Annotated in this window: 17 protein-coding genes; 9 read left to right on the plus strand and 8 right to left on the minus strand. The window is 34.1% G+C overall.

Annotated elements, in window-relative coordinates; genetic code table 11:
- Positions 1-78: 78 nt before the first annotated feature.
- A complete protein-coding gene (uraA, locus tag I6760_RS06030; RefSeq protein WP_196593563.1) occupies positions 79-1,350 on the minus strand; it encodes a uracil permease in 1,272 nt (423 codons plus the stop codon).
- A gap of 318 nt (positions 1,351-1,668) precedes the next feature.
- Entirely contained in the window at positions 1,669-2,463 is a 795-nt protein-coding gene (larE, locus tag I6760_RS06035; protein ID WP_231036120.1) for an ATP-dependent sacrificial sulfur transferase LarE, read from the minus strand.
- Between the two features lie 272 nt (positions 2,464-2,735).
- Between larE and I6760_RS06040 the strand changes: the two genes are divergently transcribed.
- Together I6760_RS06040 and I6760_RS06045 are read left to right on the plus strand one after the other, a co-directional pair.
- The gene (locus I6760_RS06040; protein ID WP_196593573.1) at positions 2,736-4,451 is read left to right on the plus strand and encodes a methyl-accepting chemotaxis protein; all 1,716 of its coding nucleotides are present in this window, start codon (positions 2,736-2,738) and stop codon (positions 4,449-4,451) included.
- Between the two features lie 164 nt (positions 4,452-4,615).
- Positions 4,616-5,998: an amino acid permease gene (locus I6760_RS06045; RefSeq protein ID WP_196593575.1), complete on the plus strand. Its 1,383-nt coding sequence runs from the start codon at positions 4,616-4,618 to the stop codon at positions 5,996-5,998.
- Between the two features lie 75 nt (positions 5,999-6,073).
- On the opposite strand, the gene I6760_RS06050 is transcribed toward I6760_RS06045, so the two are convergent.
- The 3 genes from I6760_RS06050 to I6760_RS06060 form a co-directional block, all read right to left on the minus strand.
- Positions 6,074-8,062: a methyl-accepting chemotaxis protein gene (locus tag I6760_RS06050; protein WP_196593576.1), complete on the minus strand. Its 1,989-nt coding sequence runs from the start codon at positions 8,060-8,062 to the stop codon at positions 6,074-6,076.
- Between the two features lie 275 nt (positions 8,063-8,337).
- A complete protein-coding gene (locus I6760_RS06055; RefSeq protein WP_196593578.1) occupies positions 8,338-8,769 on the minus strand; it encodes a flavodoxin in 432 nt (143 codons plus the stop codon).
- A 20-nt stretch (positions 8,770-8,789) separates the two neighbouring features.
- Complete coding sequence (locus tag I6760_RS06060; protein ID WP_196593580.1) at positions 8,790-9,359, minus strand: DUF3793 family protein; 570 nt, start codon at positions 9,357-9,359, stop codon at positions 8,790-8,792.
- A gap of 977 nt (positions 9,360-10,336) precedes the next feature.
- Here I6760_RS06060 and I6760_RS06065 point away from each other — a divergent pair.
- The 4 genes from I6760_RS06065 (at position 10,337) to I6760_RS06080 (ending at position 13,525) form a co-directional block, all read left to right on the plus strand.
- The gene (locus I6760_RS06065) at positions 10,337-10,882 is read left to right on the plus strand and encodes an NADH peroxidase (protein WP_196593583.1); all 546 of its coding nucleotides are present in this window, start codon (positions 10,337-10,339) and stop codon (positions 10,880-10,882) included.
- Positions 10,883-11,143: 261 nt separating this feature from the next.
- Entirely contained in the window at positions 11,144-11,845 is a 702-nt protein-coding gene (locus I6760_RS06070) for a flagellar brake protein (protein ID WP_196593589.1), read from the plus strand.
- A gap of 57 nt (positions 11,846-11,902) precedes the next feature.
- Positions 11,903-12,610, plus strand: a complete 708-nt coding sequence (locus I6760_RS06075; protein WP_196593597.1) for a flagellar brake protein — start codon at positions 11,903-11,905, stop codon at positions 12,608-12,610.
- Between the two features lie 45 nt (positions 12,611-12,655).
- Entirely contained in the window at positions 12,656-13,525 is an 870-nt protein-coding gene (locus I6760_RS06080) for an aldose 1-epimerase family protein (RefSeq protein ID WP_196593599.1), read from the plus strand.
- Positions 13,526-13,611: 86 nt separating this feature from the next.
- Here I6760_RS06080 and I6760_RS06085 read toward each other — a convergent pair whose 3' ends face one another.
- Together I6760_RS06085 and I6760_RS06090 are read right to left on the minus strand one after the other, a co-directional pair.
- Entirely contained in the window at positions 13,612-15,528 is a 1,917-nt protein-coding gene (locus tag I6760_RS06085) for an OPT family oligopeptide transporter (protein WP_196593605.1), read from the minus strand.
- Positions 15,529-15,668: 140 nt separating this feature from the next.
- Positions 15,669-16,358 carry a Crp/Fnr family transcriptional regulator gene (locus I6760_RS06090; RefSeq protein WP_196593607.1) on the minus strand — a complete coding sequence of 230 codons (690 nt, stop codon included), beginning with the start codon at positions 16,356-16,358 and terminating at the stop codon, positions 15,669-15,671.
- A gap of 381 nt (positions 16,359-16,739) precedes the next feature.
- Between I6760_RS06090 and I6760_RS06095 the strand changes: the two genes are divergently transcribed.
- The 3 genes from I6760_RS06095 to feoB all read left to right on the plus strand — a co-directional run bounded on the left by I6760_RS06095 (position 16,740) and on the right by feoB (position 20,318).
- Positions 16,740-17,906: a pyridoxal phosphate-dependent aminotransferase gene (locus I6760_RS06095; RefSeq protein WP_196593609.1), complete on the plus strand. Its 1,167-nt coding sequence runs from the start codon at positions 16,740-16,742 to the stop codon at positions 17,904-17,906.
- A 149-nt stretch (positions 17,907-18,055) separates the two neighbouring features.
- On the plus strand, positions 18,056-18,289 hold the full coding sequence (locus tag I6760_RS06100) for a FeoA family protein (RefSeq protein WP_196593611.1): 234 nt from the start codon (positions 18,056-18,058) through the stop codon (positions 18,287-18,289).
- The gene (gene feoB, locus I6760_RS06105; protein WP_196593613.1) at positions 18,282-20,318 is read left to right on the plus strand and encodes a ferrous iron transport protein B; all 2,037 of its coding nucleotides are present in this window, start codon (positions 18,282-18,284) and stop codon (positions 20,316-20,318) included. The genes I6760_RS06100 and feoB overlap by 8 nt, the downstream gene beginning before the upstream one ends.
- A gap of 177 nt (positions 20,319-20,495) precedes the next feature.
- Here feoB and I6760_RS06110 read toward each other — a convergent pair whose 3' ends face one another.
- A complete protein-coding gene (locus tag I6760_RS06110; protein WP_196593614.1) occupies positions 20,496-21,449 on the minus strand; it encodes an AEC family transporter in 954 nt (317 codons plus the stop codon).
- Positions 21,450-21,642 lie beyond the last annotated feature (193 nt).

Here is a 21,642-nt window from a genome sequence, read left to right on the forward strand (position 1 = left end):
TATACAAATAACCCGTTGGTCTTATAAGACCAACGGGTTATTTGTATAAAATCTGTATGGTGATAAGGAATAATATTATTAGTTTTTGTTATCTATGTTAAATTTTTCAAAAATGCCGAAGAATATACTTAAAATCATAGCAGCAACTGTGGCTAGTCCCATGCCTTTTAATTGTACAGGCCCAATAGTAAGAACAGCTCCGCTTAACCCGCTTACCATTGTGACGGCAGTGAGTATCATGTTTTTGGATTTAGTATAATCTACTTTTTTTTCGATGAGCATACGGATACCAGAACAGGCAATGATGCCAAATAACAGGATACTTACGCCGCCCATGACCGGAACGGGGATAGCATGAATGATGGCAGCAATTTTACCAATAAAGGAAAATACTATGGCAAATACAGCAGCTCCACCAATTACCCATACACTGTATACGCGTGTTATAGCCATTACTCCCATATTTTCTCCATAGGTAGTGTTGGGAGTAGAACCAACCAGGCCGGATATTATGTTAGAGAGACCGTCAGCAAATAATGAGCGATGCAATCCCGGGTCCTTGATAAGGTCACGATGAACAATACTGCCGGTAACAAATAGATGGCCAATATGTTCAGCAAAAACAACAAATAAGGCAGGCATTATCATCATTATGGCACTTAGATTGAATTTGGGTTCATAAAAGGTAGGGACAGCAAACCATGGAGCTGTCTGCACACTAGACCAATCAACAATGCCAAGAAAAAAAGAAATTATATAACCGGCTACTACACCAATTAAAACGGGAATAATGCCGATAAATCCCCGGCCTAATACAGAAGCGAGGATAGTTACGAGCAATGTAAAACCAGAAGCAATCATTGCTGAATCATGGGGAATATGTGATGTACTGGATGGTGTAGTTATAAAACCGGCCATAGTTAAGGCTAATGGAGCAAGTTCCAGTCCGATAACGGCAACTACTGAACCCATGGCAGCAGGCGGCAGGATAAAATCGATCCATTTAGTGCCGACTTTATTAATTATTAATGACAAGATTATAAAGGATATACCAAAAGCTATGAAGCCTCCCTGAGCATCACCGTAGCTCATACCGCTTGTGCCTAAAACAGCAAGAATAGGAGATATAAAAGCAAAACTAGAGCCAAGGTAAGCGGGCAGACGTCCTTTACAGATAAATAAATATAAAATAGTACCTATCCCATTCATAAATAATGCAGTAGCCGGATTGACTTTAAGCAGGAAAGGAACAAGTACTGTGGAGCCGAACATAGCGAATAAGTGCTGTAGACTAAGCGGAATACCTTCTAATAAAGGAACTTTTTCCTCGACATCATAATATTTTTTCATGTAATACGTCCTTTGTAAAAAATTAGTGGCAAATATATTATTGATAGCGAAAATAAAATATGATTATTTTATCATAAGAAGATGTAATAAAATTTAATAATTACATTATAATTGCCTTGATTTAATTATAAAGACTAAAATCAAGGCAATTATTCGGTATATAACTGCACACATGCAATAATTTGCTGAGTAATATATTTGCTCTATATATTTTGCCACAAAGAATATTGAAAAACAAGCTGGATAAATATATTTAGTGCTTTATATTTAAAGTATAACTTGTTTTTTACAAATAGAGAAAAAATTTAAGTAAGCAAACTAATTTATAATAGCAGCATTTTGGCTGCCCATTTTATAGCCGGCCATGTCAATGGTAACAAAGGTAAACCCCAAATTTTTAAATTCAGTATAAATTTTTGTCCGTAGGTTGTTTTCCATCAGCTTGGGAAATTCCTGCGGCATTATTTCAATACGGGCCAGATTACCGTGATGGCGGACACGGAGTTGTCCATTGATAAATTTATGCAAAAAGTTTTCAGCTTTATCAACCTGCGATAGTCGTTTATCCGTCAGATTTAATCCATAAGATAAGCGTGAGGCAAGGCAGGCCTGGCTTGGTTTATCCCATACAGGCAGACCATATTTTCGGGCAATTTCTCTAATTTCTTGTTTATTTATCTCCGCTGCCAAAAAAGGCGATTTGACCATACTGGACAGTTCTGTTATAGCTCGCATACCAGGACGATAATCATTTTTATCATCGAGGTTGGAACCTTCAATGATATATGAAAAATTATTTATTTCAGCCCATAGGCACATATTATTGAACCGAAATTTTTTACAGTAGTAACAACGGTTTTTATCATTGACAGTTATTTCTGGGACAGAAAGGTCATCACTTTTCAGCATAATATGCTTGATACCAATTATATTAGCAACTTTGACAGCATCGGTTCTTTCACTTTCCTGTAGTAAGGGCGAGTCAGCAGTTATAGCAATAGCTGCTTTTCCCAAAGCCAAATGGGCTGCTTGGCATAATACAGAACTGTCAACACCACCTGAAAAGGCAACAATGACTTTTTGGTATTTTCTTATAATATTGATTAAATTCATAAATTTATCCATTTTACACCTCTGGTTTTGTGAATTGAAGATAAAAAAGCATTAGGTTTTTACGAATCTGATGCTTTTTTACGATGATTTTTAGGGATGGTAATTTAATTAATAGTTTACAGCTAAAATATAATTTTTACAAATAGAAAAAATTATTATTATAAAGATAATATTTTACATAAAATTTACAATGAATTAAAAAAAGCAGGGAAAAATTATGATAACTTAATAATATAAATTTGATATCGTCATATTGATTAGGAGGATTTTGTGTGGGAATAAAAGTCAGGCTGGGAATAAGCTTTGCAGTTACGATTTGTTTGACAGCAATTATTGGAATATATGCTGTTTTTTGTCTTAAGACAGTAAATAATTATCTGGTAATGATGGCAGACGTCAATCTGCCGCGCATGACAGCTATGCAGGAAACTGTGCGATTATTGGAACAATATCGTGCCGATACATATAAACTGTTATGGGAAAGAAATAATATGCAGCATTCACAGCAGGACAAAACTTTTATAATCAAGGATATAAATGATACGGCAGAGAAAATAGACAGACATGTGAAGTTGATGAAAAAATTTGCGGATAAAGACCAGCAGAATAATATTAATGATATTGAAAAAACATGGGGAAATTATAAAATACTGACTAAGACAGCAGTAATAGATGATGAAAATAATGCTGATAATGTAAAAATAGAAAAAAATTTATCAAATACAGGTGATTTAGGTAAGGATTACAGTAAACTAGTGACTTTATCAGAAGGCTTTAAGCAACTCAATGAAGGATATGTGAATATAGCAGTAAAAAATAGTGACAGTGAATATAAAAAGGCAGCAACTGCAGTTGTCGGCGGAGTGGTTGTAGTAATTATAGCTACACTTATAATAGCAATTCTGTTTGGACATTATATTAATAGATTTATTAGAAAATTTCTTGCTACAGCTGAGAAAAATGCAGCGGGAAATCTACAGGAACAGCTTGAATTTACTGGAAATGATGAATTTGCCATGATTGCCACTTCCTATAATAGCATGATTGCTAAGATACGCTCACTAATAAAATTAATACAGGATACGGCAAATAATGTGACACAGACATCAGAGCAGATAACAGCTGTTTCGTCGCAGTCATCAGAGGTAATAAATCAGATAGCACAGGCGGTGTCATCAGCAGCAGTTTCAGTGGAAAATGAAGTGAAAAATATTGATGGGACAGCTTTGCTGGTAAATAAAATGTCAACTAATATAGAAGGAATATCAAAACAGGCAGAATCATCAGTCAAAGCAGCAATGTCATCCGTAGAAATAGCTAATAATGGGGGAAGCTCTATTAAACAGGCAATAGGACAAATGGATTCTATTGCAAAAACTAATCAGAAATTAGTACATGGCATAGATTCATTAGGTAAAAATTCAGGCCAGATTGGGCAGATAGTAGATACTATAACCAGTATTGCTTCTCAGACAAACCTTTTAGCACTTAATGCCGCAATAGAAGCATCACGGGCCGGCCAGTATGGTAAAGGATTTGCCGTAGTCGCTGATGAAGTGCGCAATCTTGCGGAGCAGTCGCAAGATGCTGCCAAGCAAATCGAAAAAATAATAAATGGAATAAAAGCACAGACCGATAATACAGTAACTATAATGACAATGAATAGTAGAGAAGTTGATGCAGGGGCAGTTGATGTAAACCGATCAGGTGAATCTTTCCGGAAATTAGCAGGTATAAGCGGCAGAATGTCATCTGAAATAGAAAAGATCTCTCATAATATTATAGAATTATCGAGCTCATCACAAAATGTTGTTAAAAGTGTGGGACAGATAAATATAGAAATAAATAATGTTAATGAACAGATACAAAGTACATCAGCTGCAATTGAAGAACAGTCAGCATCTTTGGAAGAAATAGCAGCTTCAGGCCGGTCATTGACTGATGTATCCAGGCAGTTAAAAAAACAAGTCAGTATTTTTAGTGTATAATTAGATAAGGTGAAATAAAAAATATAGTTAATTGTAATATAAAGCAGGTTGGTTGCCATTAGTGAACCAACCTGCTTTATTTGCTGTACATATATAGTTAGTTGATGTTGTAATAAGTTTATTAAAGCGATATAATAGTATCATTATATTTTTGAGGTGGATTTGTGGAAAAGGGTAAAGAAAATTATGGTTTAAATGAAAATCTTGATCGAGGACTGAAAGATCGTCATATACAGCTCATCGGCCTTGGCGGAGCAATCGGTGTAGGGCTGTTTCTGGGATCAGCAACGGCAATAGAGGCCGCTGGACCGGCAGTTTTGCTGGCATATGCTGCTGCCGGGATAGTGATTTATTTTATAATGAGGGCAATGGGAGAAGTACTTATTGAATATCCTGTTTCAGGAGCGTTTAGTGCTCATGCAGCTAAATTTCAAGGTCCACTTATGGGATATTTGACTGGATGGTCATACTGGTTTATGTGGATAGGGACAGGAATGGCCGAGATAACAGCTATTGGGATTTATATGCATCATTGGTTTCCCGATCTGCCGCAGTGGCTCACAGCATTGGGTGCGCTTTTGTTTATGACAGCAGTAAATTTTATTGCTGTATCAGCATATGGCGAATTTGAATTTTGGTTTGCGTTAATAAAAATAGTGACAATAGTATTAATGATAATAGGTTGTATTGGAATTATAGTCTTTGGCGTAGGCAATAACGGGATACCTACTGGAATAGCGAATTTATGGACACATGGAGGCTTTATGCCTAATGGAATACATGGTGTATTATTGGCGATGGTCATGGTTATGTATTCATATCTGGGTATAGAGATTGTCGGAGTGACTGCTGGAGAAGCCCATGATCCGCGCAAAACTCTGGCAGCGGCAATTGACAAAGTATTTTGGCGTATATTACTGTTTTATGTGTTATCACTAGCGGTAATAATGTGTATTTATCCATGGGATCAGATAGGTGACATAGGAAGTCCTTTTGTATTGGTGTTTAATAAATTGGGAATAGGTTTTGCAGCTGATTTTATAAATTTTGTGGTTATAACTTCAGCACTATCTTCCTGCAACAGTGGATTATTTAGTACAGGTCGCATGTTATATAATTTGTCATTACAGAAAAAAGCACCGGCTTTTCTGGCTAAAGTAAATAAAAATCATGTACCCAAGAGAGGCATATTAATTTCTTCATGTGTGCTTCTAATCGGAGTACTGCTTAATTATATAGCGCCATCACGGATTTTTATATATATTACAAGTGTGGCTTCTTTTGGTGCTATGTGGACATGGGTAGTTATTCTTATTTCTCAATTATGTTATAGAAAGACATTATCACCTGAGCAGGTGATAAAATTACACTATAAGATGCCATTATCACCGTATACCAATTATTTGTCATTACTGTTTATTGCTGGTGTTGTAATCGCTTCAGCACTTGATGAAAAAACGCAGATAGCTTTATTTATTTTTCCGGTATGGTTGATTATACTTATAGTGATATATTATGCTGCCGGCATGAATAAAAAGTCAGCATGAAAAAAGCGCTTAGTTAAGTTTCCTTGTTCAGGATGCTTTACTAAGCGGCTTTTTATTTATAATAAGACAATATTATTATATTTTGAATACGTTGATAGCTGTTTGTAATTCCTGGGCCATTTGTGCCAGGTTTTGGCTGGCAGATGAAATTTCATCCATGGAAGCAAGCTGTTGTTCAGCTGCTGCCGATACCATTTGTGCCTCATCAGTATTAGTTTTACTTACATCATCAATTGATTTAGTAGAACGATTGAGCAGTTTACTGTTATCAGCAATTTCCTTTAGTGAAGAATGAATGTTTCTTATGCTGTTGCTGCTGGTCAGGATTAAGCCGGTTATTGATTTTAAATTATCACTGACTATATTTACACTTTTAACACCCGATTTTACCTTTTCATTGCCTGAACTCATAGTTGTAACAGCAGATTCAGTATCATTTTGGACTGTAAGTATTTCTTCTGATATTTGTTGTGCTGCCTGCTGTACTTCTTCAGCTAATTTCCGTACTTCTTCGGCAACAACGGCAAAGCCCTTGCCTTGTTCTCCGGCTCTTGCCGCTTCTATAGCAGCATTGAGTGCCAAAAGATTAGTTTGGGAAGCAATATTGGAAATAGTTTCGGTTATTTTACCGATGTTTTTGGATTGTTCGCCTAATTTCATAATTACATCAGTTGCGTTTTGTACTGATATTTCTATATCGCCCATGTTTTTTACCATTAAATCTACATTGTGGCTGCTTTCGTCGGCATATTTAGCTACCTTAGTGGATTCATTGGCAACGTTGACACTGTCATTTGCTATTTTTTCAATAGTTGAAGTCATGGTCGTTACTGTTGATGATACTTCATCAGTAGATGAAGTTTGTTTGCGTATTCCATCAGCAACATTTGTTATGGAATTTGCTACCTGATTGGCAGCTTGGACAGTCTGATGGGCACTTGCAGTAAGTTCTTCCGATGAAGCAGCAATATGCTCGGATTGTTCCTGAACTTTTTTTATTAAGGTATATAGTTCTTTGCGCATTTTATTAAAGCCTTTACTTAAAAGGCCAATTTCATCTTCACTGGATACGGTAATTTCCTGAGTAAAATCACCTTTGGCAATTTTTTCTACATGTTCGACCAGAGCATTGACTGGTGCGGTGAATTTAACGGCGATTAATCTTGTTAATATAAGGACTATTAATAGAGCAATTATTGTTCCAATGATAAAAATCAGTTTAAGCGTATTAAGCGGAGCATAAGCTACAGTTGTAGGAATATTTATGCCGAGAATCCATTGAGTAGAAGGTATTTTTTCAAATACAAGCAAAAGTTTCTGCCCGTTCATAGAATAGGTTGTTATACCGGTCGTTTTATTTGTTATATCCAGAGTTTTTAATGCCTGGCTGAGTGGGGCTGTTTCACTGGATGTATTAATATTTTTATTTAAAAGTTTTTTATCAGGATAGGCCATAATAATTCCTTTGGTGTTAAGCAGAAACGCGGAACTTCCTTCAAATGGATGAATTTTATTTACTGTTGCAAAAATCGTATCTACAAGTACATCTTCTGATAGGACTCCACGTGTTTCACCAGCATTATTTTTTAGTGGCATACATATAGGCATGGCTACCTTATTGGTTACTTTATCAAGGTAAGGTTCACCGAAAGTGAGCTGGCTGGCAGCTATGGCATCTTTATACCACGAGCGCGTCCGTGAATCAAAGTTGGCGGGGGCAGTCCATCCAGAACCGTCGACAATAGAACCATCAGTCTTGCTGCCAAAGTATAGATCACTGATATTAGCATCAGCATTTTTAAAACCGGTTACCATAGATAAGGTTATTGGCCCATCTCCGGCTAATTCATTGATAGTAGCTGCTTTTGTTTTTAAGACGGCAGCCCTGCTGGTCAGCCAGCCGTCAAGCTGATTGCTGGTTGCATTTACTATTGATTTTGATCTTTCCTGAATTTGTGTAGTCAGCATTTTTTCCGCATAGAAATATGCAACACAGGAAATTGCTATGACTATTATCGTTATTAATAGTGAAAATACAAGAGTCATTTTTTTCTTCAGATTCATTTCGTATCCCTCGATTCTATGTTCTTATATTCTAAAAAAGACTATAGCAATAAGTATAATGCTTAGTCTTCATTGACTGGGAATATAATAAATTACCAAATCCGTTACTATATATATTATATTATATTGTATATATTGTCCATTAAAAATAGTAAATGAGGGATACATTTTGCAAATAATATTAATAAAAATGTCTTAACGCATAATAAATTTGTACGTTAAGACATTTTATGTATACTATAAAAAATAATAAAAAAGTAGTTATAGTATTTATATTAATATTGGGAAAAAAGTGTTCCAAAAATTTTACAAGCATTGATATCATTATCATCGGGGGAAGAATGTACAATAAGCCCTTTATTGTCGAATAATAAAGCATGATCATCTTTTATGCGTTCCTGCCACAAGCGCATCCATTCACCATCACCCCAGTCATAAGAACCAAATAAGGCAATTTTTTTATTTTTTAGAAAAGGTTCAAGTGTGGTGAAAACAGGTTCAAATTCAGATGGTTCTAATTCTTCGGCACCCATGGCTGGACAGCCAAAAGCTATTTTGGGAAATTCTTTTATACGTTCAGAAGAAAAATTTGATATTTCAAATATTTCACAATTGTTACCTGCATCACTAATCCCCTCAGCAATAGCTTTAGCCATTTGTTCAGTATTACCGGTGCCGCTCCAATAAATTACAGCAGTTTTTTCCATATTATACCTCATTTCTTTTACTATACAGCAGTCATAATATTTTCAAGATGCATTCCATTGGCCAGATAACGACAGAAGCGATGGCAGCATTTTGTATATTGTGAAAATAATTTTTCTGCGGCTTCTGTATCAGAATATACTTTCCATTGACCGCAGAATTTAAAATTTTGTCCATTATTTTTGATAAATCCTTGAACATCGGGAAGGGGATAACCTAAAAAAATTCCTATTTCGTGAGGAAAGCCTTTTTGCAAAAGCATCCGTACTTTTAAATAGCGCAGACACGACAGGACATTATTAAAATCTTTATAACCATATGTCTGGAGAAAATTTTTAATTTCTTTTTTTGATAACAATTGTTTTAAAATAGGTTTGTGATAAATAAGAATAAGACGATAATGTAAGGAGTCAGATACTGTAAACATATAAACATCGTTGCATTTTAGGCATTTTTGATATTTTTGTTGGATCTGCCTGAAATTATTAAGTTTATTCTTATTTATGGAAATTAAATTGCCAGCTTTTATTCCAGCAAGAGTGGGAGCGCAATGAAAAGCCAGTAAGTGTTCAAATTGGTCGAAAGAGCCCATATGTTTTCCTCCAAATAATTGATAATGATTTTCAATAGCATAAACAATTATAATATAAATGATAATTGTTTTTAATAATAAAATAAAAAAATCTTAAAATATATATAATATTTATGGAAATAAAGAAAAATCTTGAAGGATAAACAACAAAACTATTTTTTGTTAAGTTATACACAACTTATACACAATTTTGTTGATAAGTGGATAAAATTGTGTATAAGTTTTTGGAGAGTATTATAATTATTGTATTAAATTATCCACAAGAGAAAAAATATAGTGTTGATAACTTTAAAAAAAGTATTTTTGTAGTAAATAAGTTATGCACAAAATTATCAACAGGCTGTGGATAATTTAATAAAAGCACAACTATATATCATAATAGAACCTTATGGTTAAAGGATTTATAGAAATAAAGATAACTACCTATAATTAGATAGTTATCAACAAAGAGTAAACGTATACAAAATATATGGTAGTATGTTTTTGCGGAGTGTGTGTAAAAAACACATGCAATGTTTTATTGTAAATACGGTAAAGCTTTTATTAAAAGGCTTTATCGTATTTAATAAAATATTTATAATTTGGTGTATGTATAATAAGGATAGATGTATTTATTTTTTAGTTGTGGATAATAATAGAATAGACAATAATAAAATGGATATTATAAATAGTATTAATATAAAAAATTCCTGTTTATGTAATAGCTATATGTGAATAAGGATATAGCTGATTTTGTTACTTTTTTATTTAGCAATAATTATTATTTAAAAATAAAAAAAATTATAGGAAAATAAATATTTAAGATAAAAAATGAAAACGCTAGAAATAATGAGATAAATTCGTAAAAAATATTAGTTAATCCTAAATATAGAGATTTTATTTTTAAGTAATAATTATTATAATTATAAACGTCAAAGATAAAGACAGCTTATAGTAAGGCTGGATAATATAGTACATAAATTGGAGGAATATTTATTATGAAAAAATGGGTTTGCAGCGTTTGTGGTTATGTCTATGAAGGAGAACAGCCACCTGAGCAATGTCCTATTTGTAAAGCTCCTGCTGCTAAATTTGTAGAACAGACCGGTGAACTTGTATTTGCTGACGAACATCGTGTCGGAATAGCTAAAGGTGTTGATGAACGTGTGGTAGAAGGTCTGCGTCAGAATTTTAGTGGTGAATGTTCCGAAGTAGGGATGTATCTTGCTATGAGCCGTGTGGCTGAACGTGAAGGATATCCTGAAATATCAGAAGCTTATAAGCGCTATGCATTTGAAGAAGCTGAACATGCTTCCAAGTTTGCTGAATTGCTTGGTGAAGTTGTTACTGATAGTACTAAGAAAAATCTAGAAATGCGTGTAGCAGCCGAACATGGTGCTTGCCAGGGTAAGCTTGATTTAGCTAAATTAGCTAAAGAATTGAACTTGGATGCTATTCATGATACTGTTCACGAAATGGCAAAAGATGAAGCCCGTCACGGGTGTGGCTTTAATGGACTCTTAAAACGTTATTTTGGTAAATAAAATATAATTATATAAGAATGCGAAAGGGCTGTATGTTAATATGTTTTTAAGGGAAAAGGCATATTAACATACAGCCCTTTCTTTTTTATAAATAAAAAGGACTGTAGTATAGTAATATTTGCAATATATATTATATTAGTACACTAGTATAATATGAATTGAATATTTTATTCTATAAATAGAAATGTTTTTATTAACCAGTCATATTTATTTTGTGATATTATATAAATATAAAATATTTATGGATGAGAGTGTTGGGTTATGGCTGATAAAATAAAGGACATACTAAAAAAAGTTTTAAGCGTGGAAATTGCCGATAATACTAATCAATTTTATTATAAAGCAAAAATAAAATTGATAATGAATAGTGAAATCGATTTTGAAATATTGAGAATATATGATAAAAATAAATTGCCGTTTAAGGAAAATGATTTTGTTACAGTTAAGTTAAAAACGGAAGAATGTTGTTATAGCTTTGAAGGAAAGTGTACTTATATAAAAAAAGGCTATTTTTTTACTTTAAGTGTAACATATCCTCGCAATTTACAGCGAGAACAAAATAGGGAATTTGTCAGGACAAGCATAGATAAAGAACTAACGCTGTTTTTAGTCTGCCGAGATGAAAATAGAAGGAAAGTAGAAATGCCGCCAAATAGTTTTTCCATAAAGCTGAATAACGTAAAAAGTGTTGATATAAGTGGCGGAGGAATGGCTTTTTATAATAATATATACATAAAGCCAGGTACAGATGTTGTTATTGATTTACAATTTGTTGCGCCTGAATTGGGTGATTTACGTCAGAAAGCTACTATATTACGGTGTAATAAGGTGGAAAATAATAAAGAGTTATATATGACAGCAGCTGAATTTATGGACATACCATTTGCAGTGCAGGAACGGATAAATAAATTTGTATTTACGCAGATAAGAAAAAAAGCACAGGAAAAAAAGAAATCATCTTGATGGTGATGGAAAAATGAATAATGGAAATTTTATTAAGGATGAGAAAGTAGGACTGTTATGGCAGACAATATAAAAAATATTTTGCAGAAAGTTTTGAGTGTAGAGCTACGACCTGAGCATAGGCAGGAAAAAGTCTATAAGGCAAAAATTGAATTAATAATGAACAGTGAAGTAGATTTTGTATTGGCAATGGATAATAATGAAAATTTTTTTAAAAAGGGAGAATATGTTATTGGAAGCTTGAAAATGGAGAATTGCTGCTATAATTTTAAGGAACGATGTATTGGTATACATAAAGGGCAGTTTTTCACCTTGAGCATAGATTATCCCAAAAACATGCATAGAAAACAAAACAGGGAGTTTGTTCGGGTGGATATTGATAGGGATATATTGATTTTTGTCATTGATAAAGAGGAAAAAAGAAATATAAATTCTTTGGCTAAAAGTATGGATGTAAAGGTTACTAATGTAAAAAGTATTGATATAAGCGGTGGTGGACTGGCGTTTTATAATAAAAATTCTCTAGAAATAAATACGGAAATAGTAATTGATATGGAATTTATTTCACCAAAATTAAAAGATCGGCGACAGAGGGCAGAGGTACTGCGTTGCACTAAAATTAATGCTAAAAAAGGAAAGTATCTTGTTGCCGTGAAATTTATTGGAACATCATTTGCAGTACAGGAAAATATTAACCATTATGTTTTTGACAAAATTCGCAGTAAACAACAAATGAAAAAAAGACCATTAAATTTACTTAATTAGGCTTATGACGGGTGTTTATTTTAAATTTATGGAAGAGGTATGATTATGTTATATAGTCTAGAAAATAAATATGTAAAAATTGCTGTGGATAGTTTAGGAGCAGAGCTTAAATCTTTGTTTTCACGAGAAAACAACAGAGAAAATATGTGGAATGGAGATCCTGCTTATTGGAAAAGGCGGTCCCCAATTTTGTTTCCTGTAGTGGGACGGTTAAAAGAGCAAAAATACAGATATAATGGTAAGCTATACGAAATGAGCCAGCATGGATTTGCCCGAGATAAAGAATTTAAATTGTTTGAAAAAGAAAAAAATAAAATAACATTTTTGTTATGCGATGATGAGAGTACATATCAAATTTATCCATTTAGGTTTAACTTATTCATAGAATATGAGTTGTTGGATAAAAAGGTAATTGTCAGGTGGAAAGTCATTAATACAGATAATAAATTAATATATTTTTCTATAGGGGCACATCCAGCGTTCATATGTCCGTCAGCACCAGCAGAAAAAATCTGTCATTTGCAGTTTGATACGGCTGGACCGTTGACATATAAATTATTGAATAGTGATTCCTTAATGGAAAATACGGAATATAATTTATCATTAGAAAATAATATATGGAGTTTTACCAAAGATGTATTTGCTGATGATGCTCTGGTATTTGAAGATTATCAGATTAAGGAAGTGGCGATGCTGGATAATGAAGATAAACCGTATCTAACTATGCATTTTGCGGCACCAGTTGTAGGAATTTGGTCTCCGGCGCATAAAAATGCACCTTTTATCTGTATTGAACCATGGTATGGCCGCTGTGATGCAGTAAATTATTCTGGGGAATTAAGGAACCGGGAATATGGAAATAGTTTACCTGGCGGGGCAGCTTTTTCAACGAAGTATGAGATTGAACTTGGCTGAATATGAAGTACTTATTTGAATTTCTATATAATAAAGGATACATATTATATAATATGTATCCTTTATTATATAAGTAATATTTATAGTTATCTTTTTGCTGTCATGGCTTTTTTATATATGAACACACATAAAATCAAATAAAGAAACAACCCTAGATATGTGGCGGTTGGAGTTTTAGCCCAGGCTTCTTGAAAATAGTTAAAACCTAATATTCTAGTTATAGCACTTAGCAAACTGCCAATAGCACCACCGGCTATTAAACCTGAAGCAATGGTTTGTCCTCTGCTTAGACGCAGCGAATTTAGTATAGCATCTTTGCTGCTGTGAGAAACAAGATAGGAAATAAGTCCACCGACCAGCAGGGGTGTACTTATCTGCATGGGAAGGTAAGCCCCTAGGGCAAATGCAAGCGGAGGAATTTTTATCATCCATAAAATAACAGCCATGCAGGCACCTGCCAGGTACAGCATCCAATGGGCGCTGCCACCATCCATTAGAGGTTTTACTATGGCAGCCATAGCGTTAGCTTGCGGAGCAGGTAAAGCTTCTTTCCCGACAAATCCATAGGCCTGATTGAGCAGGATAATGACGCCTATGGATAATACAGAAGTCATTATAAGAGAAACAATTTGCCATTGTTCCATTTTTTTCGGAGTGGCACCTAATAAGTTGGCAACTTTTAATTCAGACATAAAATTACCAGATACACCTAAAGATGTGCATAAAAAAGCGGCCATCATCAGAACGGCTGTTATGCCCATAGAACCATGCATACCGGCTTTACCCAAAACAACAGATGATATTATAAGCATAAAAATAGTCATACCGGAGACGGGTTCACTGCTGGTAAAAGCAATGGAACTTATTCCGACAACGGAGAAAAGCATGGTAAAAATGGCTATAATGATAAATGCCAATAGTGTCTGAAGTATGTTCTGCGAAAAATAAATATGGAAGAATACGGTAAATAGTATTGTTACTAAAATAGCACCTATAACTATAGCTGGAATCGGAATATCCTGCTGGGTTCGCAATAAGTTTTCTTTTATATTGGTGGATCCTTTAAAAATACCAACAAATACATTTTTTACTACATGCAGCATAACTTTTGACATTGATAAAAGACCAATGATACCAGCCATGGCTAGCATACCAATGCCAATATGACGAACGTATTCGCTGAAAACAGCTGTCACAGGTGCATTAGCAAGTAAAATATTATGTCCATTGATTACCATAGTATGGCTGCCACCCAGATAATATATAATGGGAACACATACGGTCCAAGAAAAGAAAGATCCAGCAGTTATTATTGCGGCATAGCGCAACCCAGTAAAGTAACCTATACCTAATAGCGCTGTTTCAGTATCTAAACTAAAAAGAAGTTTTGTTTTTGCAACTAGATAATGCCCCCAGGTGAAGGCATTGCTGGATATTACTTCCTGCCACCAGCCAAAAGTGTTAAGGATAAAATCGTAGATAAGAGCAATAATACCACTGCCTACCATTAGTTTTACCTTGCTTTTTTCTCCCGAAGTTAGAACTTCAGCGGCAGCCTGTCCGGCAGGAAAGGGATATATATCAGCTTTTTCTTCACAGAAATAACGCCGGAAAACAGCAGCAATCAAAACGCCTAATACACTTCCCAGAACAATTGGAACGGCCAATTCAAAGTACGTAAGATGGTTATTTCCTAAAATGTAAAAAGCAGGCAGGATAAACATTGCACCGCCGATACCATTGGTGCCGGCACTGGCAATCGCTTGAATGTGTATATTTTCTGGAAAGGGATTTTTTCGTTTTAGTATTACCCCCATGCCCATGGCCATGGCTGAAACAGGGGCAAAGGCATCAACAGTCTGACCAATTTTCAGGCAGAGATACCCTATTGCTAAAGCAAAAATTGCAGCATAAAATAATCCCCAAAATATGACATACATATTGATTTCGTTATATTCTTTATATGGTGATAAAGAATGTGGTGATTTGGGGTTTTCTGTCATGAAGATTCCTCCTAAGTTTTAATGTAGCAGATATTGTTACAACGGTAAGTTTCATGATTGTAAGTCATGGATATAATTTAATAAGAAAACTGTATGGAGAGAGATATATAATCCTGAATGGATTTTTATGCAGATTAGTATTATTGCAGATGAATACTTTGCTGTAGCAGAGCTTCAGGATTTTTTATAATAATTTTTTTATTGCTTATGCTGATGAAATTTTTGTTGATAAATTGGTTTAATATCCTGGTTACGGTAATTCTTGAACAGCCAGTGATATTTGCCAGCTCTCCCTGGGTAAATGGAATGGCAATGGTATTATTGTCTGCTGGAGAATTTTTCAGGGGAACTGATGCTAATGAAAGACGAAGCAGGGTATCAGCAATTTTACCGGCAGAATTATTAAATATATTACTGACCATTTGCAGTAGGACAATTCTAAATTTTATTATTATAACATTTATAAAATATTGATAAACAGCAGGATTATTTTTTAAAATGAGGTTAAACTTTTTATTATGAACAAAGGATATCCAGGTATTTTTTTTTACCTTTATAATATAGTTAAAAAAGCTATCAGATAAAAGATTCATTTCACCAAAGCATTCTCCTGGCAGTAAAGTATATAAAATCTTTTCTTGTCCCTTGGAACTTATTACACTTATAGTTACCTGTCCTTTGACTACAATGCCTATGGACATACTGACCGGGTCTGCAGTTATGGTTTGCCGTTTATTATAGTGTTTTATTGTACCATGTTGTGCTAATTCATTTAGAAAATAGTCACGCATTAAAGTTTGTTGATCTTCGATAAATAAATTTTGATGCATATTATCACATCCTGATTAATAATATATAAATTAAAACTTATTAATATTATAGCGTATAAAATGCATCTTTTTAATTATACGTTATAAATATAAATAAAACTGTAGCTGACGCTACAGTTTTATAATGTATACATTATAAAAAAGTGGATTTTATAAATGTCATGTTTATTGTCATAAAAGAAAAAAAATAGGTGCTTATTTTGGCAACAAAACAAATAACATATTTTTTTATAAAAGAATATTTATTTCAGATAAAATATATGAATGTTATATAGTAAATTAAATTTATATAGGTAAAAATAGTATTCTTAGTATAATAGTATATTATTATATTATATGATATACTATGTTGAAAAATATAGTATTTTAAGGGGGAATTGTATGCCAGATTTATCAAAAAGAACCATGCATTTTACAGATTCAGTAATTCGCCGCATGACCAGAATTTCGTTAAAATATAGTGCAATTAATTTGTCACAGGGGTTTCCAGATTTTTCCCCGCCGCAGGAATTGATGGATTCTCTTGCCAAAGCTGCTTATGAAGGACCTCATCAGTATGCTGTTACCTGGGGAGCACAGAATTTTCGCGAGGCTTTAGCAAAAAAACAGAAACATTTTATGGGCATTAACATAGATCCTGATAAAAATATTGTTGTTACATGCGGAAGTACAGAGGCAATGATGGCAGCAATGATGAGTGCTGTTGATCCAGGTGATAAGGTAATAGTGTTTTCCCCTTTTTATGAGAATTATGGTGCTGATGCGGTATTAAGTGGTGCAGAACCTATATATGTGCCGCTCTATGCACCTGATTTTCATTTTGATGATGACGAGCTGGAGGATGCTTTTGAGCAGAAGCCAAAAGCTTTGATTTTGTGTAATCCTTCTAATCCTACGGGTAAGGTATTTTCATATGATGAATTGAAGATAATTTCACAATTGGCGATGAAATATGATACTTTTGTGATAACTGATGAAGTTTATGAACATATTGTATATAGACCCTACAAACATATCTATATGGCTTCTTTGCCAGGAATGTATGAAAGAACTATATCGTGTAGTTCTTTGTCCAAGACATATTCGATAACGGGATGGCGTCTGGGATATATAATAGCACCGCCGGATATTATTGAAAGAGCCAGGAAAGTACATGATTTTCTGACTGTCGGGGCAGCAGCACCATTGCAGCAAGCAGCAGTGGCTGGCTTAAAAATGAAAGATAGTTATTATGATAATTTAAGGAAGTTATATACTAAAAAGCGTGATTTATTCACAAAAGGGTTGGATGATTTGGGGATAATTTATACTAATCCGCAGGGAGCTTACTATGTTATGGTGGATATAAGTGAGTTTGGCTATGATAATGATCTGAAATTTTGTGAAGTTTTAGCGCGAGACGTAGGCGTCGGGGCAGTACCAGGATCATCATTTTTTCATCGCGATATAAATAGTTTTATTAGATTACATTTTGCTAAAAGTGAAAGAGTGTTAAATGATTCATTGGAAAGACTGGCAAAAATGCGTAAAGTTATAAAGTGTAAATAGATATTTATACAGTTTTTTTATAAAAATTAATCTTGATTTTAGCCAGTTATTTTATTATACTAAACTTATTTGTTATATAGATACCCTGTCGACGTGGTGAAAAACATCGGCAGGGTATTTCATTCTTTAAGCAATGGAGAAGATTATTAATGGTTGTATCTGAGGGAATTATTGGAAGTACATATATCGTGGAGGATATACAGCTTAGTAATGAAATCGAACGTCGACTGGAAATGCTGGGAATGACAACTGGCGTAAAACTACTTATTTTAAATAAGAAGCATAATGGAGCGACTATTTTAAAAGTACGTGGAACTAGGTTTGCATTAGGACGGGAAATTACTGATGGAATAAAAATTAGGGAGAGTTTGAAAAATGGATAAAAGAGACGTTCATGTAGCTTTTATTGGTAATCCTAACTGTGGTAAGACAACTTTATTTAATGCTTATACTGGGGCACATTTGAAAGTTGCTAATTGGCCGGGTGTTACTGTAGAGAAAAAAGAAGGGGCATTAAAATATCATAATAATAATTACAAATTAGTGGATCTTCCAGGAATTTATAGTCTTACCTCTTATACTATGGAAGAAAAGTTATCAAGACAGTATATTTTGGAGGATGAGGTAGATATTATAGTTGACGTTGTTGATGCATCTTCGTTAGAACGTAATCTCTATCTGGCTTTACAGCTTATTGAATTAGGCAAACCCTTGATAATAGCACTTAATATGATGGATGTAATTGAGGAACGAGGTATGGATATAGATTTACATCGCCTGCCTGAAATGCTGGGGGTGCCTGTTATTCCCGTCTGTGCCAGGCGTAAGAGAGGCTTGGAAATACTTCTTCACGCTGTTGCACACCATAAGGACCGGCCTATAGCCGATAATATCAAACATGAATATTATAATGGGACCAGAAGAAAAAAAAATGCGGTAATGATATACAGCGAATGGTTGGAAGATAAGATCGAAGCGGTGCAAACGGCGTTAAAGGAAAAGTATGGCGACATAGCTAATCCTCGCTGGTATGCATTGAAATTACTGGCTTTTGATGCTGAAATAGTAAAAAAATATCCAGTGGATTTACCACAGGTGCTGGATAAAAGTTATGAAAAAGAGATAATAAAACAAAAATATGATTTTATTGGAGAAATTATTGAAGAAGTAGTTGTAAATAAAGAAAAGGAATCTAAGAGCACAGACAGAATAGATTCTTTATTGACGCATCGTTATCTGGGAATTCCTATATTTTTGGCAATAATGGCATTTATATTTTTCTTAACATTTACTATTGGTGATTTTTTTCAAGATTGGATAGTAATGGGAATTGATACGATATCAGCAGTTATCAGAAATTTTTTGGGGTTTTTACATGTTACTCCGGTTCTTAGTTCACTGCTTATTGATGGTGCCATTACAGGAGTAGGTAGTATATTATCTTTTTTGCCGAATATTTTTATTTTGTTTTTAGCTTTGGCAGTTTTAGAGGATAGCGGATATATGTCACGGGTTGCCTATGTTATGGATGGAATAATGGGGAAAGTTGGTTTATCTGGACGTGCTTTTATACCCCTGCTGTTGGGTTTTGGTTGTAGTGTGCCGGCAATAATGGCCTCAAGGGCATTGGAAAATCCTCGAGACAGACTTAAAACAATATTAATTACACCGTTTATGTCATGCAGTGCCAGACTGCCAATATATATTCTTATATCGGGTATGTTTTTTGGAGATATGGCTGTATATGCGGCCTTTTCTATGTATGTTATAGGAATTGTCACAGCTATAGTGCTGGCGTTATTATTTTCCCGTGTCGATAAAAATAAAAATACACATACATTGCTTATTGAGTTGCCGGAATATAAGACGCCTAATATTGCATCTATTTTTATTTATGCATGGGAAAAAGTAAAATCTTATTTGTCAAAGGCAGGTACTACTATTTTTGTGGCATCATTGGCTATGTGGTTTATTTTACATTTTAACATGACGGGTATGGTAAGCAATATTGGTGATAGTTTTGGTGCATATATTGGTAAGTTTGCAGCACCAATTTTAGCACCGGCAGGAATTGGTATATGGCAACTGGCAGTAGCCTTATTATCGGGAATAGCGGCTAAGGAAGTAGTAGTTTCTAGTATAAGTATTCTTTATGGTGTGGCAGATATCAGTTCAAGTACGGGTATGGCTAGTGTTATTAATCAGCTTTCTAATATGGGCTTTTCTCAGCTTAACGCATATGCATTGATGGTATTCTGTCTTTTATATACACCATGTATAGCTAGTATAGTCACAATAAGAAAGGAAACCGGCAAGATAAAATGGGCTGTTTTTTCTGTATTTTTTCAACTTACTGTCGCCTGGGTGGCGGCCGTCTTAGTTTATCAAGTGGGAAGTATTATATTTAGTTAGTAAATAATATTCTTGTTGTGCTAGTTAAAATTACTGTTTTGGTTCAACATTCGCTACACTTTTTGGGGATTAGACACTTAAAAGGATAGCCTGTTGAGCCTTTTTTGTGAAATACATTATTTTATTAACTAACACAATGTGAATTACTATATATTAAAAAAAGGATAATTTTGGTGATCATATATAACTTAGTATAACCATATAAATAGGTATAGTAATAATTGAAGCAATAGTAGTAACTGATACAATAACAGTAGCATATTCAACGTCTGCTTTGTATAAACTGGATAGCAAAACAGTTTGTATCATGGCTGGAAGAGAAGACATGATAACAAAATCTTTGAACATAAGTGATGGAATAGAAAATTGGGATGCAACAATGTATGTGACCAGTGGTGTAATAATAAAACGTCCGATAAGGACACCGTTTAGGTCTCGATTGAATTTTAATTTGGCAAAGTTCATTGATTGCAAGGTGGCACCTATAAAAATAAGAGCAACTGGCGTTGTCATACTGCCGAGATATTTTGTGGTATCCATGATAAAAGAGGGAAGTTTTATATCTAATAATATTAATAGCAGTGATAGCAAAAAGCCGCAAATTGGTATGGAAAAAATTTTTTTCATAGTATCAATGGTCAGGTAATTTCTCCAATAATTTTTTTTATTGGCATCTGATTGAATGAGTGCATTACCTAAAGTCCAGAAAAGAGTCGTATTGGCAAAGAAAAATAGTAGAGCGTAGGGGAGTGCAGCTTGGCCGAATAATGCAACTGTTACTGGAATGCCTACAAATACAGAATTACAGTTAGTAAAAGAGGTGCTGAAGGTTCCACGATGACCATGAGAAATTTTTAATAGATGAATGATTATTGTACTGAGAAGAAAACAAATGAGCATGGATAGAAAAGGGATAGATGCACCTGAAATCAAGTTTTCAAGTTGGTTTTTAGAGAATGTAGTGGTGAGATTATAAATAAAAAACATTGGCAGTGATATATAGTTTACTAATTTTGGCAGCAAAGATTTATTGTCATCGTTAATCCAGCCTTTATGAGCCATAAACCAGCCAATTAGTCCCATTAGAAGAAGTGTTAATACCCCTTCTATAGCATTGAGGAAAACAGTCAAAGTCATAACCTCCTGTTTATATGAGAATATTAAGTATAAAATAAGACTGTTACACGTAAATGTTTTCCTTCACAAATATGCAATAACGTTTTTCCCTGTTGTCCATAAAAAAATGGTGGAGTAAAACTGCACAGTGGGCAGCAGGTTGCATTTTTGTGAGGGTCAATGCCATTGTGTGACAGCCTCATATATT

It is taken from the genome of Pectinatus sottacetonis, assembly GCF_015732155.1.
In the GTDB taxonomy this organism is placed as follows: Bacteria; Bacillota; Negativicutes; order Selenomonadales; family Selenomonadaceae; genus Pectinatus; species Pectinatus sottacetonis.

Bases quoted from the DNA above. Each gene is read 5' to 3' on its own strand.
- uraA (WP_196593563.1), bottom strand. From the start codon at position 1,350: ATGAAAAAATATTATGATGTCGAGGAAAAAGTTCCTTTATTAGAAGGT.
- larE (WP_231036120.1), bottom strand. From the start codon at position 2,463: ATGAATTTAATCAATATTATAAGAAAATACCAAAAAGTCATTGTTGCC.
- I6760_RS06050 (WP_196593576.1), bottom strand. From the start codon at position 8,062: ATGAATCTGAAGAAAAAAATGACTCTTGTATTTTCACTATTAATAACG.
- I6760_RS06055 (WP_196593578.1), bottom strand. From the start codon at position 8,769: ATGGAAAAAACTGCTGTAATTTATTGGAGCGGCACCGGTAATACTGAA.
- I6760_RS06060 (WP_196593580.1), bottom strand. From the start codon at position 9,359: ATGGGCTCTTTCGACCAATTTGAACACTTACTGGCTTTTCATTGCGCT.
- I6760_RS06065 (WP_196593583.1), top strand. From the start codon at position 10,337: ATGAAAAAATGGGTTTGCAGCGTTTGTGGTTATGTCTATGAAGGAGAA.
- I6760_RS06070 (WP_196593589.1), top strand. From the start codon at position 11,144: ATGGCTGATAAAATAAAGGACATACTAAAAAAAGTTTTAAGCGTGGAA.
- I6760_RS06075 (WP_196593597.1), top strand. From the start codon at position 11,903: ATGGCAGACAATATAAAAAATATTTTGCAGAAAGTTTTGAGTGTAGAG.
- I6760_RS06080 (WP_196593599.1), top strand. From the start codon at position 12,656: ATGTTATATAGTCTAGAAAATAAATATGTAAAAATTGCTGTGGATAGT.
- I6760_RS06085 (WP_196593605.1), bottom strand. From the start codon at position 15,528: ATGACAGAAAACCCCAAATCACCACATTCTTTATCACCATATAAAGAA.
- I6760_RS06090 (WP_196593607.1), bottom strand. From the start codon at position 16,358: ATGCATCAAAATTTATTTATCGAAGATCAACAAACTTTAATGCGTGAC.
- I6760_RS06095 (WP_196593609.1), top strand. From the start codon at position 16,740: ATGCCAGATTTATCAAAAAGAACCATGCATTTTACAGATTCAGTAATT.
- I6760_RS06100 (WP_196593611.1), top strand. From the start codon at position 18,056: ATGGTTGTATCTGAGGGAATTATTGGAAGTACATATATCGTGGAGGAT.
- feoB (WP_196593613.1), top strand. From the start codon at position 18,282: ATGGATAAAAGAGACGTTCATGTAGCTTTTATTGGTAATCCTAACTGT.